Consider the following 14,767-nt stretch of genomic DNA (forward strand, 5'->3'; position numbering starts at 1 on the left):
GTGGTTACCCGACGAGCATTTCGGGTGTGACGGCCGCCTCAGTATCCGGAATTCCGAGGTCTCTCGCGCGCTTGTCGGCCAATGCGAGGAGGCGACGGATTCGTCCCGCGATCGCGTCCTTTGTCAGGGGCGGGTCGGCGAGCGCGCCCAGCTCCTCCAGGCTGGCCTGGCGGTGCTCCAAGCGGAGGTGGCCAGCGCTGGTGAGGTGGTTTGGCGCGTCGTCGGCCAGGATTTCCAGCGCGCGGGTCACCCTCGCCGCGGCGGCCACCGCGGCCCGGGCGCTGCGCCGCAGGTTGGCGTCGTCGAAGTTGGCCAGGCGGTTGGCGGTGGCGCGCACCTCCCGGCGTACCCGCCGCTCCTCCCACGCGAGCACGCTGGAGTGCGCGCCGATGCGGGTGAGCAGCGCGGCGATCGCGTCGCCGTCCTTGACCACGACCCGGTCGACGCCACGGACCTCGCGCTGCTTGGCGCTGACCCCGATCCGCCGCGCGGCGCCGACCAGCGCGAGCGCCGACTCCGGCCCGGGGCTGGTGATCTCCAGGGCGCACGAGCGGCCGGGCTCGGTCAGCGAGCCGTGTGCCATGAACGCCCCCCGCCACGCGGAGACCGCGCAGCACACGCCGGCCGAGACCACGTGCGGCGGGAGGCCGCGGACCGGGCGTCCGCGCACGTCGAGCAGGCCCGTCTGGCGGGCCAGCGCCTCGCCCTCCCTGGCTATCCGGACGATGTAGTGGCTGCCCTTGCGCAGCCCGCCCGAGGCCAGAATGTGCACCTCGCTCGCATACCCGTACACCTCTGCCACGTCCCGCCGCAGGCGCCGGGCGACCGCGCCGGTGTCCAGCTCGGCCTCCACCACGACCCGGCCGGAGGCGATGTGCAGGCCGCCCGCGAAACGGAGCAGCGCGGCCATCTCCGATCGGCGGCAGCAAGGCTTCGGCACGTCGACCCGGCTCAGCTCGTCCTTGACCGCCGCCGTCATAGCCATCTCGTAGTCATCTCCTGGACAGTTGCGGGTGCTTCAGTTGTGACTAACGACCGGCGCCCAAGACAGGCACCAGTGCGGCGCCAAGCGCCGCCGGATCGTGTCGAGCGCTGCCGTCAGACATCGCCACTGGGGCGAGAGTGAGCCGTGCACCCAGCGATTCTGCCGCATGCCGCACGGGTTCGGGGTCGCCTACGGCCTTCTCGTCCGCGATGACCGTGTCGATTTTCAGTTCGGGCAGGTACCAGCGCAGGGCCGCCAGGTGGCCGGCCACCGACAGCCCGAGGGTCTCCTTCTCCTCCGCGAGGTTGAGGGTCACCAGGCGGCGGGCGGGGCTGGCGACGATCGCGGCGGCCAAGCCGGGCATGAGCAGGTGCGGGATCACGCTCGTGTACCAGCTGCCCGGCCCGAAGATCAACCAGTCGGCCTCGGCGATGGCGGCGACCGCCTCGTCGCACGCCGCCGCGCGCGCCGGCGTCAACCGCACCGACAGGACGCGACCCCGGGTCACCGCGACCGCGTGCTGTCCGCGGACCGTCAGCACATCATCGGGTACCGCCGGGTCGGCGCCCTGCACCTCGGCCTCGATGCCGAGCGGCTCGCACGACATGGGCAGCACCCGCCCTGCCGCGCCCACCATCCTGGCGGCGTTGTCGAGGGCGGCCACCGGGTCGCCGAGCAGCTCCATCAGGCCGAGCAGCACGAGGTTGCCCACGGTGTGCCCGGTCAGCGGCCCCGGCGGGCGGAAGCGGTGCTGGAAGAGGTCGGCCGTGGCCACCGAGTCGGGCGCGGCGAGCGCGGCCAGCGCCTGCCGCAGGTCGCCCGGGGCAGCGCCCCGCGCTCCGCCCGCAGCCGCCCGCTGGAGCCGCCGTCGTCACCTACGGTCACGATCGCGGTGATGTCCAGGTCGAGTTCGGCCTGGCAGTGGCGCAAAGCCCGAAGAGAGGCGGCGAGCCCGTGGCCCCCGCCGAACGCGACAACCCGCTGAGGCCGCTTGGCGCCGCTGGCGCCAACTGCCGAGTCGAGCTCGCTCACTCGCGCCCCAGGTCCCGGTGCTGGGCGTGAGCCGAGATGCGTGCCTGTCGCAACCGGTCGGCCAGCTCCTCGGCGATCGCGACGCTGCGGTGCTTCCCACCCGTACAGCCGACGGCCACGGTGAGATAGCGCTTGCCCTCGCGCTCGAAGCCGGGCGCGGTGGTCCCGATCAGGTTTGCGTACGTACCGACGAACTCACCGGCGCCCGGCTGCCCCAGCACGTAGCTGCTGACGCCTTCCTCCTGGCCGTTGTGCTCGCGCAGCTCGGGCACCCAGTACGGGTTGGGCAGGAAGCGCGCGTCCAGCACGAAGTCGGCGTCCTGGGGCAGCCCGTACTTGAAGCCGAACGAGAGCACCGTCACCCGCAGCCGCCGCGCGTCCTCGCCGCCGAAGAGCTCCTCCACCCGGCGCCGCAGCTGGTTGACGTTGAGGTGGCTGGTGTCGATGATCACATCGGCGTGGTCACGCGCCTCTTCGAGCAGCTTGCGCTCGGCCGCGATGCCGTCCGCGAGCCGCCCGTCACCCTGGAGCGGGTGCGACCGCCGCACGCTCTCGAAGCGCCGGATCAGCACCTCGTCATCCGCGTCGACGAAGACCACCCGCGGGTGGAAGCCGCGGTCCTTGAGCGCCTTGATCGCTCCCACCAGGTCCGTCGAGAACGCACGGCTGCGCACGTCGAGCACCATCGCGGTGTGCTGGGCCGCGCCGCCCGCTTTCTGCGCCAGCTCAGCCATGTCGAGCATGAGCGCCTGGGGCAGGTTGTCGACCACGTAGAAGCCGACGTTTTCCAGGGCCCGGGCCACGGTGCTGCGGCCGCCGCCAGAGACGCCGGTCACCACCACCAGGTCGGTATCGTCTTCGGGCGGCGCGCTGGAATCGTCGTGCACCAGAGAATCCTAGGCGCTCCGGCCGCCGTCTGCCCCGCCGGCATGGCCGGCACTGCCCACCCGATCGTCACCTTCCGCACCTTGGCACTCTTTGTTCCAGGCCAGCACCAATCGGGCCGCGCTGGGAGATCCTGGGGCCTCCGCCCCATCCCCGGCGCCTCGGAAATGAGAGAAGAAACGCCTAGATGCTCTAAGGGCGGCCGCCCTCCCCGCGTCCCGACCCGTGGTGCCCCGCGATCTTGCTCTGGAGACCAGATCCGTCCAGATTGGTGGCCGCAGATCGACGCCGGATGGAGATTTTGAGCTACCGCGATGTCCACGGTGGTCCGGACCGCTGCTCCCGCGGCCTCACCCTCCGCTGTTCACAACCCGAAGGCCCCCTCGGCCAGCATCCGCCGGCGCAGCGGCTACGGCCCGCCCATCCCGCACGCTGATCCAAGCTGGCCGCATCATGAAGCCCTCGACATGCGGCTAAATCACCCAAAGCACCCTGGCCGGGTGCCGTTGTCGCCAAGCCCGAGAGATCTAGTCGACTTTTTGTCGTCCTGACGGCAGAAAGTCGACTAGATCCAGCATTCTTCCGGATCTGCCCGCGCGACTCGGCCGCGAGGCCGGTGGTGGAGCGGCGGTCCGGAACCAATGCCCACTCGGCCCAATTTGATCAAGGCTCAGAGCTGGGCATGCTCTGAGGCCGCGCCGAGCGCCGGGTCCGCCGATTCCCTGGGCGCGGCGTCGATTTCCCTGCTCGAGTAGGGCAGCCCAGGATGGGCCTGACTTCATGATCAAGTGGCGTTGGGGCTGGACCACCGCGGACATCGCGGTAGCTCAGATCGATCTATGTCCTGGAAGTGTGCATGCGGGTCGAGGGGCTTAGCGCGACGAATACGCCGCTGCGAAAGCCGGTCGAGTCCCGTCCTGTATCTCTACTCCGGAGGGCCAGACCCGCCCGCCTGCCCGTCCGGGGCCGAGCCGACAGCGGCCGTCGAACCCGCGACGGTGGCCGTAGCGGGGCCGGGATCTGGGGAATCGGAGCCGCCGAGCGCCTCTACGATGGCCTCCGCCGTGCGGCGGCCGATGCCGGGCACCTCGGCGATCTCTTCGGCGCTCGCCCCGCCAAGCCGCTTCAGGGAGCCGAAGTGGCGCAGCAGTGCCTTGCGGCGTACCTCGCCCAGACCGGGGATCGCGTCCAAACTGGACACTGTCATCCGCTTTGATCGGCGCTCCCGGTGGAACGCGATCGCGAACCGGTGAGCCTCGTCGCGCAGGCGCTGCAACATATACAAGCCCTCGGAGGCGCGCGGCATGATGACCGGGAAGTTGTCGGCGGGCAGCCACACCTCCTCCAGCCGCTTCGCCAGGCCGCACAGTGCCACGTCGTCGATGCCCAGGTCGGCCAGGACGGCGGCAGCGGCATTCACCTGGGGCTGGCCGCCGTCGACGACGACAAGCTGCGGCGGATACGCGAACTTGCGCGGCCGCCCCGTCGTCGGGTCGATGCCCGGCCGCTCCGGGTCCTCCGCCTCCTCGGCGTCGAGCTCGCCGACCGACGCACGCGCCTCCAGGTACCGTGCGAATCTCCGCCGCAGCACCTCCGACAAGGCCGACAGGTCGTCGGTCGCGCCGCGCACCGCGAAACGTCGATATTCGCTCTTGCGCGGCAGCCCGTCCTCGAAGACCACCATGCTGGCCACCACGTCCGTGCCCTGGATCTGCGAGACGTCGTAGCACTCGACGCGCAGCGGCGCGGTCTCCATCCCCAGCGCCTCGGCGATCTCCTCCAGCGCCTTGCTGCGCATGGTGAGGTCGCCCGAGCGCCGCAGCTTGTGGCGGGTAAGCGCCTCGGCGGCGTTGCGCGCGACGGTCTCCAGCAGCGCCTTCTTGTCGCCCCGCTGCGGCACCCGCAGGTGCACCCGGCTCCCGCGGTGCTGGCTCAGCCAGTCGGCGAGCGCGTCCTCGTCCGGCGGGAGTGCGGGCACGAGCAGCTCGCGGGGGACGTCGCCCTCGCCCTGCTCACCGCCATAGACCTGGCTACAGAAGTGGTGCACGAGGTCGCCGGTGGTCAGGTCCTCGGTCTTCTCGACCACCCAGCCGCGCTGGCCGCGCACCCGCCCGCCGCGCACGTGGAAGACCTGGACCGCGGCCTCCAGCGGGTCCTCGGCGAACGCCACCACGTCCGCGTCCGTCCCGTCGCCGAACACCACGGCCTGCTTCTCCAGCGCGCGCCGCAGCGCCACCACGTCGTCCCGCAGGCGGGCGGCGAGCTCGAACTCCAGCCGCTCCGACGCGGCCATCATCTCCCGCTCCAGCCGCTTGACCATCATCTCGGTGCGGCCGGCCATGAAGTCGCAGAACTCCTCGACGGTCGCCCGGTGCTCGTCCGCGCTCACCCGTCCCACACAGGGCGCCGAGCACTTGCCGATGTCGCCGAGCAGGCAGGGGCGGCCGATCTGGCCGGCCCGCTTGAAAACCCCGGAAGAACAGGTCCGCGCCGGGAAGACGCGCAAGAGAAGGTCGAGCGTCTCGCGGATCGCCCAGGCATGCGAATACGGCCCGAAGTAGCGCACGCCCTTGCGCTTGGCACCCCGCATGACCTGAAGTCGGGGGTACTCCTCGTCGAGCGTGACGGCAAGATAGGGGTACGACTTGTCGTCGCGGTACTTCACGTTGAAGCGCGGGTCGTACTCCTTGATCCAGGAATACTCCAGCTGGAGCGCCTCGACCTCGCTCCCCACCGTGACCCAGTCGACGGCCGCCGCCGTGGTGACCATCTGCTGGGTGCGCTGGTGCAGGTGCCACAGGTCGCCAAAGTACGAATTCAGCCGGCTGCGGAGGCTCTTCGCCTTGCCGACGTAGACGACCCGACCACTCGCGTCGCGAAAACGGTAGACCCCCGGGGCGTCCGGGATCGTGCCCGGCGCCGGACGGTAAGTAGAGGGGTCTGCCACTCCGAAAGCCTAGCCCGCGCCTCTGTCAATAACGGGAGGCGCGGGCCGGCCGGCGCCGTGTCAGGCGAGCGTGATGCTGTCCCCGTCGACCTTGACCTGCTTCTCGCTCAGCGGCTTGGTGGCCGGACCACCCTTCACCGAGCCATCCGTGATCGAAAACTTACTGCCGTGGCAGCTGCAGTTGATCGTCCCGCCCTCGACGCCCGTCACCGGGCACCCCTGGTGGGTACATTGCGAATCGAAGCACTTGAACTCACCCGCGGTCGGCTGGGTCACCACGACACTGGACGCCGCGATGATCGTCCCGCCCCCGACCGGCACCTCGCTGGTCTTGATCAGCGCGCCGCCGCCCGAGCCGTTGCCCGTGTCACCGGCGCCCGCGGAGGGGTCGGTCCCGCCGTTCGACTGGGTGCCGCCGGAGGAAGAGGAGTCCTCGTCGGGGTCCGTGCCGCACGCGACCAGCACCGCGGTCGTGCCGATGGCTCCCGCGCCCGCCAGTAGCGCCCGTCGGGTGGTCACCCCCGAGTGCGTCACCGCCTGTTCCTCGCTCATGCCTCACCTTTTCTGTCTCGGCCAGCCACGGTCGGGGCGACCACGGCCACGTCTGTACACACGAAGCGGCAGCGCATCCGGTTCACCCGTGGGCCGATGGCGTCCCCTCCGCAGGCCGCGCGTACCCACGTTGCGGCTGTTCAGAGTGGGTGGACACCACTGGTCAAAAGCTCAACATCCGCCGCGAAGGAAGCCACGCCCTTCGATACAAGGGCGCCGCCGCAGATTGGCACTTAAGCGCAGCGATGATCGAAACGGCGCGGTAACTCTACGTGACGCTACGTCAGCCGCGCGACTTGGCCGTGGCGCGCGGTGCCTTGGCCGGGGCGGCCTTCGCCGTCTCCTTGGCGGGGCGGCCTTCGCCGTGCGTGCCGAGCTCGTCGCCTTGGTGGCCTTGGTCGCCTTCGCACCCTTGCTCGCGGGAGCAGCCGGCGCCTCCGCGCCACGCTTGGCGGGTGCCGCGCGCTTGGCGGCCGTGCCGGAGCCCGCCCGCCCGTTTCCATTGGCGATCGCCGCTCGGGAGGTCGCCGCCGCGGCCCCGGCCGCCTCGCCCTCCAGCCCCAGCACGTGCCGCAGGAAGTAGCCGGTCGCGCTCTCCGCCACCTCGGCGATCTCCTCGGGCGTGCCGGTGGCCACCACCGTGCCGCCCTTGTGACCGCCGTCGGGTCCCATCTCGATCAGCCAGTCGGCGGTCTTGATGAGGTCGAGGTTGTGCTCGATCACGATGACCGTATTGCCCTTGTCGACCAGGCTCTCCAGCACCCGCAGCAGCTTGCGGATGTCTTCGAAGTGGAGGCCGGTGGTCGGCTCGTCCAGCACATACACCGTCCTGCCGGTCGAGCGCTTCTGCAGCTCGGACGCGAGCTTCACGCGCTGCGCCTCGCCACCGGAGAGGGTGGGTGCCGGCTGCCCCAGGCGCACATACCCCAAGCCGACGTCGACGAGCGTCTTGAGGTGGCGGTGGATCGCCGGGATCGCCTCGAAGAAGGTGGACGCCTCCTCGATCGGCATCTCCAGCACCTCGGAGATCGTGCGCCCCTTGTAGTGCACCTCGAGCGTCTCCCGGTTGTACCGCGCGCCCTTGCACACCTCACACGGGACATACACGTCCGGCAGGAAGTTCATCTCGATCTTGATGGTGCCGTCGCCCGCGCAGTTTTCGCAGCGGCCGCCCTTCACGTTGAACGAGAACCGGCCCGGCCCATACCCCCGGACCTTGGCCTCGGTCGTCTCCGCGAAGAGCTTCCGGACGTGGTCGAACACCCCCGTGTACGTAGCCGGGTTTGACCGCGGGGTACGGCCGATGGGCGACTGGTCGACGCCCACTACCTTGTCGACCTCGTCGATGCCGGTGACCCGCGTGTGTCGCCCCGGCACCATCCGGGCGCCGTTGATCTGGTTGGCCAGCACCGCGTACAGGATGTCGTTGACAAGCGTCGACTTGCCCGAGCCCGAGACCCCGGTGACCGCGACGAACTGCCCCAGCGGGAAGGACACCGTAAGGTTTTTCAGGTTGTGCTCGCGCGCGCCCTGCACCACAAGCTCGCGCCCGGGGATCTGCATCCGCCGCACACCCGGCGTGGGGATCTGCCGGCGGCCGGAGAGGTAGGCGCCGGTCAGCGACTCCTTGTTTTTCAGCAGCCCATCGACCGAGCCGCTGTGCACGATGCGGCCACCGTGCTCGCCCGCGCCCGGGCCGATGTCGACCACCCAGTCGGCGGTACGGATGGTGTCCTCGTCGTGCTCGACGACGATCAGCGTGTTGCCGAGGTTCTTAAGGCGGACCAGTGTCTCGATCAGCCGGTGGTTGTCGCGCTGGTGGAGGCCGATCGACGGCTCGTCCAGCACATACAGCACGCCGACAAGCCCCGAGCCGATCTGCGTGGCGAGCCGGATCCGCTGTGCCTCACCGCCGGACAGCGTGCCCGCGGGCCGGTCGAGCGACAGGTAGTCGAGCCCCACGTCGACAAGGAAGCGCAGCCGAGCGTTGATCTCCTTGAGCACCCGCTCGGCGATCATCTTCTGCCGGTCGTTGAGCGTCATCGCGCCCAGCAGGTCGGCGCACTCCCCCACCGACAGGCCACACACCTCGGCGATGCTCCGGCCGTCGATCGTGACCGCCAGCACCTCGGGCTTGAGCCGCGCGCCGCCGCAGGTGGGGCAGGGCACGTCCCGCATGTACCCCTCGTACTTGTCCCGCGACCAGTCGGACTCGGTGTCGGAGTGCCGCCGCTCGATCCACTGCACCACGCCCTCGAAGCCGGTGTAGTAGGAGCGCTCCCGCCCGTACTTATTCCGGTAGCGGACGTGCACCTGGTCTTCCGCGCCGTGCAGGATCGTCTTCTGCGCCCGCGAGGGCAGCGCCCGCCACGGCGTGTCGATGTCGAAGTGCTCCTGGTCGCCGAGTGCCTCGAGCAGCCGTATGAAGTACTCCAGGGTGGTGCCGCCGGCCCAGGGCTGGATCGCGCCCTCCCGCAGCGTGCGCTCCGGGTCGGGCACGACGAGCTCGGGGTCGACCTCCTTCTTGGTGCCGAGGCCGGTGCAGTCGGGGCAGGCGCCGTAGGGCGAGTTGAAGGAGAAGGAGCGCGGCTCCATCGCCTCGAACGACAGATCGTCATAGGGACACGCGAGGTGCTCCGAGAACGTCCGCTCGCGGTGCTCGTCATCCTCCGGCAGGTCGACGAAGTCGAGCAGCACCACGCCGGCCGCGAGCCGCAGCGCGGTCTCCACCGAGTCGGTGAGCCGCTGCTTGGCGCTGGCCTTGACGGTGAGGCGGTCGACGACCACCTCGATCGTGTGCTTCTCCTGCTTCTTCAGCTTGGGCGGCTCGGTCAGCGGGTAGACCACCCCGTCGATGCGGACCCGCGCATACCCTTTCGCCTGGAGCTCGGCGAACAGGTCGACATACTCACCCTTGCGCCCCCGCACCACCGGCGCGAGCACCTGGAAGCGGGTGCCCTCGTCCATCGCGAGCACCCGGTCGACGATCTGCTGCGGCGTCTGTCGGGAGATCGGCCGGCCGCACTTGGGGCAGTGCGGCTCACCCACCCGGGCGAAGAGGAGCCGCAGGTAGTCGTAGACCTCGGTGATCGTGCCGACCGTGGAGCGCGGGTTGCGGGACGTCGACTTCTGGTCGATCGAGACGGCTGGGCTGAGGCCCTCGATGAAGTCGACGTCGGGCTTGTCCATCTGCCCGAGGAACTGCCGCGCATACGACGACAGCGACTCCACGTACCTCCGCTGGCCCTCGGCGAAGATCGTGTCGAACGCGAGGCTGGACTTGCCCGAGCCGGAGAGCCCGGTGAAGACGATCATGGCGTCGCGAGGCAGGTCGAGGCTGACGTCGCGCAGGTTGTGCTCGCGCGCGCCACGAATGATCAAACGATCCGCCACTCTTGCCCCCGGGGATAACGTCCAGACTGCCGCAACGACTCTAGACCCCCGGTATGACACTTTGCCGCGCCGCCGCATTCCCGCAGCTCAAGACCACAATCAAGGGCGGTTGCGACCGCGTACCTCCTTGTGGATCCGCTTCCACATCGCCCGCTGTTCGGCCTGCAGCCGCGCGTCCTTGCGCCGCGTCTCGTACGCGATCTCGCGCTGCAGCCGCTGCCAGCTCTCGTACCGCCGCGGTGTCAGGTCCCCGGCCTCCAACGCCGCGCGTACCGCGCAGCCCGGCTCGCCGTCGTGCCGGCAGTCCCCGAACCGGCAGGTCGCGGCCAGGTCGGCGACGTCGGCGAAGGCCCGGTCCAACCCCTCCTCCGCGTCCAGGAGGCCGACCGCCCGGATGCCCGGCGTGTCCAGTACCGCACCGCCGTCCGGAATCGGAATCAACGCCCGGTAGGTGGTCGTGTGCCGCCCCTTGCCGTCCACCCGCCGGATCGCCTGCGTGCCCATCACGACCGCCCCGGCGAGCGCGTTGACCAGCGTCGACTTGCCCGCGCCGGACGGCCCGAGCAGCGCCAGCGTGCGCCCCGGCGCCACGAACGGCGCGAGCGCCGCCAGCCCGTCCCCGCGCTCCGCGCTGACCGCGAAGACATCCACACCGGGCGCGACCTGCGCGATCTCCGCGACGACCGCGTCCGGCTGTGGCACGAGGTCACATTTCGTCAGTACGACCACGGGTTGCGCGCCGGACTCCCAGGCGAGCGCCAGCAGCCGTTCGATGCGGCCCACCTCGGTCTCCGGGTGCATCGGCTCGACCACGGCGGCCGCGTCGACGTTGGCGGCGAGCACCTGGCCCACCGAGTCCTTGTCCGAGGTACGGCGCACGATCGCCGTACGCCGAGGCAGCACCGCCTCGACCGTGACCCGGTCGTCGGGCCAGGTCCGTACGGACACCCAGTCGCCCGCGCAGGGCAGGCTTACCGGGTCGGCGGCTGCCGCCACCAGGATGGCACCGGCGAGGCTGGCCCGTACGGTGCCGCCGGCGCACAGCACCGTGCAGACCCCACGATCGACCCGCACCACCCGGCCGGGCTCGCACTCGTCGTCGGGCAGCGTGTAGCTGGCGTCCCACCCAAGAGACGCAAGATTGAACGTCATCGGTATAACCCTTTGTGAGGAAGAAAGAATGAGGCTGGCTTAGAAATCCGCGCAGCGTGAGGCGGGGACAGTCATAACTCCCCACCTCCTCCTCGGGCCGTTAATGACGCGTCTGTCCCAGACCGTAAGGTCAAAGCCCGTGCGGCGAAAGCCATTTCTGTAGGGTCAGGAGTGTGACGGCTGACCCGCTCGTACTGCTGCCCGAGCTCGACCGCGCCACCGAGCGCCTGATTCGCACAGCGGAGGCCTTGGACGACGCCGCCCTCGCCGGCCCGTCCCTGCTGCCCAGCTGGACCCGCGGCCACGTGCTCACCCACCTGGCGCGCAATGCCGACTCGTACCGCAACCTGCTCACCTGGGCACGCACCGGAGAGCGCACCCCCGGGTACGCGAACGCCGAGGCCCGCGAGGCCGGCATCCAGGAAGGCGCCGCCCGCCCGCTGGCCGAGCAGCTGGAGGACCTGCGCGCGGCGTCCGCCCGACTCGCCGAGGCGGCCGCGGCGATGCCCACCGACGCCTGGGGCGCCATTATCGAACGCACCGGCGGTCGCAAGACCCCGGCGGCCACCTGCGTCTGGGGCAGGCTGCGCGAGGTCGAGGTGCACCACGTGGACCTCAACGCCGGGTACCACCCGAACGACTGGCCCGACGCGTTCAGCCAGCACCTCCTGCGCGAGGTGGTGAGCGACCTGAACGCCGCGACCGGCATCACCCCGCTCGTGCTCCGCCCCACCGAGCTTGAGCACGACCTCACGATCGGCGAGACCGACACTGATACACCGGTGGTCGCCGGCCCCGCGTTCGAGCTGGCCGCCTGGCTGGCCGGTCGATCGTCCGGTGTGGACCTCAACGCCACGCCCGAAGGCCCGCTGCCCACACCGCCCGACTGGATGTGAGGACCGCCATGCCCTACAGCGGAGACGTAACCCCCGGCGGCCCACCCGACGTCCGCGAGCTTGACGCACTCACCATCACGAAGGTGTCGGTGGGCCCGATGGACAACAACGCGTACGTGCTGCGCTGCACGGCGACCGGCTCGCTCCTGCTTATCGACGCCGCCAACGAGGCCCCACGCCTGCTCCAGCTTGCCAGCATCGGGCGATTGTCCACTGTGGTCACCACCCACCGGCACATGGACCACTGGGTGGCACTGGAGGAAGTGGTAGCGGCGACCGGCGCCAGGTCGGTAGCCCACGCGGCCGACGCGGGCGAGCTCCCCGTCAAGTCCGACACCGTCCACGGTGGAGACGTCATCACCGTGGGCGCCTGCCCGCTGGAGGTCATCCACCTGGTCGGCCACACGCCCGGGTCGATCGCCCTGCTCTACAACGACCCGGCGGGCATCCCCCACTTGTTCACCGGCGACTCGCTCTTTCCGGGCGGCGTCGGCAACACGAGGGCAACAAGGAAAACTTCACCTCGCTGATCGACGACGTCGAGCGCAAGCTCTTCGACCGCCTGCCGGACGAGACCTGGTTCTATCCCGGCCACGGCAAGGACTCAACGCTAGGCACCGAACGCGGGTCACTCCCGGAGTGGCGCGCCCGCGGCTGGTAACGCAGGCAACACGTGTCCGCAGGCAGGCGATAAGATGACCGGTATGACCGCCGCCTTCGGCAACGAGTACGAGGAGCTGCACCGGCTGGTTGACCAGCTCCCGGTCGAGCGCGTTCGCGCCCTTCGGGCAGTGGTCATTCACCTGCTGGAAGGTGCCCCGCGGGTGTCCCCTGACAGCGACGATGATCGGCCACGTCGCTTGTCTTTCGTTGGGATCATGGATGCAGAGCCCGACCTCGCTGCTCGGTCCGAGGAGATCCTGCGCGAGGAGCTGAGGCGACGGGCCGCGTGATTATCTGCGACACAGGGCCCCTCGTCGCGGCGCTGAACCGTAAAGACGCCGATCACACCCGCTGTGTCGACCTTCTGGAGAAACATCCTGGCCCGCTTCTCGTGCCCGGTCCGGTTCTGACCGAAGTTTGCTACCTCTTGGAGAGCCGGGTCGGGGCGCATGGTGAGGCGGCCTTCTTAGCCGCCGTCGCCGACGGTGAGTTGCAGCTCGTCGGGCTAACGCAACCTGATCTTCGTCGGATGGTCGAGCTGGTAAAGGCGTACGCGGACTTCCCGCTTGGAGCCGTCGACGCCTCTGTGGTAGCCATCGCCGAGCGCTACGGCTGCGCGGATATCGCCACTCTCGACATCCGCCACTTCTCGACCGTACGCCCTCGCCACGTCCCCAACCTCAACCTGCTGCCGACCTAGATTCCCCACAGGGCATGCTGCCGAGTGCTCGGCAGGCACTAAAGATCCGCCGATCGGAGCCAGCCAAGCGCATGGTTGCCCACCTGTATTGATAACCACCGGTCTCATCGATCCAAACGAGTTGAGCTTCAGCGCGGCTACCGCAGCCGATATCGCGGAGGCCGAGGCTGCGATCGCGGTGGCCGATCACGGGCAGCGCCTCGTCGCGATGGAGACCCTGGCGCGCCTGCTGCTGCGAAGCGAGTCGGTGGCATCCAGCCGGATCGAGGGTCTGGAGTGCAGCCAGCGCCGCCTCGCCGAGGCCGCCTTCGCGCCGGAGCACGCCGGCGAGACCGCCCGCCAGGTGCTTGCCAACATCGACGCGATGCGACAAGCCATCCAGCTCGGCGCCGGCGGACACGAGCTGACGGTCGACGGCATCAAGAGCATGCATGAGTTGCTCATGCGGGAAGACCGCGCCACGGGCCGTTTCGCCGGCGCGTTTCGTACACAGCAGAACTGGATCGGTGGGCGGAGCGACAGCCCCCGCGACGCCGTCTTCGTCCCACCACCGCCCGAGCACGTCGAGCCGCTCATGGCCGACCTGGTGTCGTTCGTCAACCGGGACGACCTGCCCACGCTGGCGCAGGCCGCGATCGCGCACGCACAGTTCGAGACGATCCATCCGTTCCTCGACGGCAACGGTCGGGTGGGACGCTGCCTGATCCACACCGTGCTCGCCCGGCGTGGCCTCGCCTCCCGCATGTTGGTGCCGGTGAGCCTGGTCCTCGCGGCGTACGGCGACCACTACATCCAGGGGCTTGTCGACTTCAGGGAGGGTGCGGTCGACCAGTGGTGCGGCACCTTCGCATCGGCATCCCGCTTGGCGATCGAGGGCGCCGGGCAGTTCGAGGAGCATCTCGCCACGATGATCAGTCGCTGGCGGCTGGAGACGGAGGCAAGGCCTGACTCGCACCTTTGGCACGCATGCGAGCAGACCACCATCACGCCGGTCTTCACCGTCACCTCGTTGCGCGATGCGCTCGGCGCCTCCACCACGGCCGCGACCGAGGTCATCGAGCGGCTGGAGGGCATCGGCGTCGTGGCCCAGGTCAGCCTGGGCCGGCGCAACCGCGTGTATCTCAACCGCGCCGTGCTGCGCCTGCTGGACGACTTCGAGCGCGACCTGCTCTCCTCGGTCGACGGCGCGCCCGGACGCCTGCGGACCTCGGCACGGGCAAGGACGGCGATCCCGCCAGCCGTGCTCCCCTCGGTCGAGCACGCGCTACTGGAGTCGTTCCCGCTTGGCACCGATTCGCCGCCGACCGCCACCACGCTCGCGGCCGTCTCCGGGTACCGCCCCGACCAGGTCCGCCAGGTGCTCGATCGCCTCGCGGCCGAAGGTGTGGTGGAGAAGGCCGACGCACACGGTTGGACGCTTACGGCAAAGGGGCGCCGCCTGCGCGCGATGCTCCGGGCCAACGAGGATCTCCAAAGCTGAGGCTCAGTGGCCCACCGCCGCCCGGTGGATGACCTCTTCCGGTGAGAGGGGAGCCTTCGGGTGGTACGAGAGGCACAGTGGC

The 14,767-nt window shown here is 69.9% G+C and carries 9 protein-coding genes and 3 pseudogenes; 5 read left to right on the forward strand and 7 right to left on the reverse strand.

All coding sequences use genetic code 11. From position 1 onward, the window contains the following. Positions 1–4: 4 nt before the first annotated feature. The 7 genes and pseudogenes from whiA to rsgA all read right to left on the reverse strand — a co-directional run bounded on the left by whiA (position 5) and on the right by rsgA (position 10,946). Positions 5–985 (reverse strand): DNA-binding protein WhiA, encoded by a 981-nt coding sequence (gene whiA, locus Pflav_RS23505; RefSeq protein WP_173038238.1) that lies wholly within the window; start codon positions 983–985, stop codon positions 5–7. Between the two features lie 43 nt (positions 986–1,028). Continuing rightward, positions 1,029–2,017: pseudogene (locus tag Pflav_RS23510) on the reverse strand (gluconeogenesis factor YvcK family protein). Next, positions 2,014–2,904, reverse strand: a complete 891-nt coding sequence (rapZ, locus tag Pflav_RS23515; RefSeq protein WP_232071812.1) for an RNase adapter RapZ — start codon at positions 2,902–2,904, stop codon at positions 2,014–2,016. Before rapZ ends, Pflav_RS23510 begins: the two are co-directional and overlap by 4 nt. Positions 2,905–3,827: 923 nt before the next feature. Then, positions 3,828–5,849 carry an excinuclease ABC subunit UvrC gene (gene uvrC, locus Pflav_RS23520; RefSeq protein WP_173038239.1) on the reverse strand — a complete coding sequence of 674 codons (2,022 nt, stop codon included), beginning with the start codon at positions 5,847–5,849 and terminating at the stop codon, positions 3,828–3,830. Between the two features lie 60 nt (positions 5,850–5,909). Continuing rightward, complete coding sequence (locus tag Pflav_RS23525) at positions 5,910–6,401, reverse strand: Rieske (2Fe-2S) protein (RefSeq protein WP_173038240.1); 492 nt, start codon at positions 6,399–6,401, stop codon at positions 5,910–5,912. A gap of 447 nt (positions 6,402–6,848) precedes the next feature. After that, positions 6,849–9,794: pseudogene (gene uvrA / locus Pflav_RS23530) on the reverse strand (excinuclease ABC subunit UvrA); the annotation flags it as partial. 99 nt (positions 9,795–9,893) lie between these two features. Next, positions 9,894–10,946, reverse strand: coding sequence for a ribosome small subunit-dependent GTPase A (rsgA, locus tag Pflav_RS23535; protein WP_173038244.1), 1,053 nt, complete (start codon positions 10,944–10,946; stop codon positions 9,894–9,896). Positions 10,947–11,119: 173 nt separating this feature from the next. Between rsgA and Pflav_RS23540 the strand changes: the two genes are divergently transcribed. The 5 genes and pseudogenes from Pflav_RS23540 (at position 11,120) to Pflav_RS23560 (ending at position 14,685) form a co-directional block, all read left to right on the forward strand. Continuing rightward, positions 11,120–11,842, forward strand: coding sequence for a maleylpyruvate isomerase family mycothiol-dependent enzyme (locus Pflav_RS23540; RefSeq protein WP_173038246.1), 723 nt, complete (start codon positions 11,120–11,122; stop codon positions 11,840–11,842). A gap of 8 nt (positions 11,843–11,850) precedes the next feature. Then, positions 11,851–12,503 (forward strand): annotated as a pseudogene (locus Pflav_RS23545) (MBL fold metallo-hydrolase). Between the two features lie 43 nt (positions 12,504–12,546). Beyond that, a complete protein-coding gene (locus Pflav_RS23550; RefSeq protein WP_173038248.1) occupies positions 12,547–12,795 on the forward strand; it encodes a hypothetical protein in 249 nt (82 codons plus the stop codon). Then, positions 12,792–13,205, forward strand: coding sequence for a type II toxin-antitoxin system VapC family toxin (locus tag Pflav_RS23555; protein ID WP_173038249.1), 414 nt, complete (start codon positions 12,792–12,794; stop codon positions 13,203–13,205). Before Pflav_RS23550 ends, Pflav_RS23555 begins: the two co-directional genes overlap by 4 nt. Positions 13,206–13,326: 121 nt before the next feature. Continuing rightward, positions 13,327–14,685, forward strand: coding sequence for a Fic family protein (locus Pflav_RS23560; protein ID WP_173038250.1), 1,359 nt, complete (start codon positions 13,327–13,329; stop codon positions 14,683–14,685). Positions 14,686–14,767: the final 82 nt, after the last annotated feature.

The sequence above is a fragment of the Phytohabitans flavus genome, assembly GCF_011764545.1.
Lineage (GTDB): Bacteria > Actinomycetota > Actinomycetes > Mycobacteriales > Micromonosporaceae > Phytohabitans > Phytohabitans flavus.

Coding starts and splice junctions, on each gene's coding strand:
- rsgA (WP_173038244.1), bottom strand. CDS start 10,946: ATGACGTTCAATCTTGCGTCTCTTGGGTGGGACGCCAGCTACACGCTG.
- Pflav_RS23525 (WP_173038240.1), bottom strand. CDS start 6,401: ATGAGCGAGGAACAGGCGGTGACGCACTCGGGGGTGACCACCCGACGG.
- Pflav_RS23550 (WP_173038248.1), top strand. CDS start 12,547: ATGACCGCCGCCTTCGGCAACGAGTACGAGGAGCTGCACCGGCTGGTT.
- whiA (WP_173038238.1), bottom strand. CDS start 985: ATGGCTATGACGGCGGCGGTCAAGGACGAGCTGAGCCGGGTCGACGTG.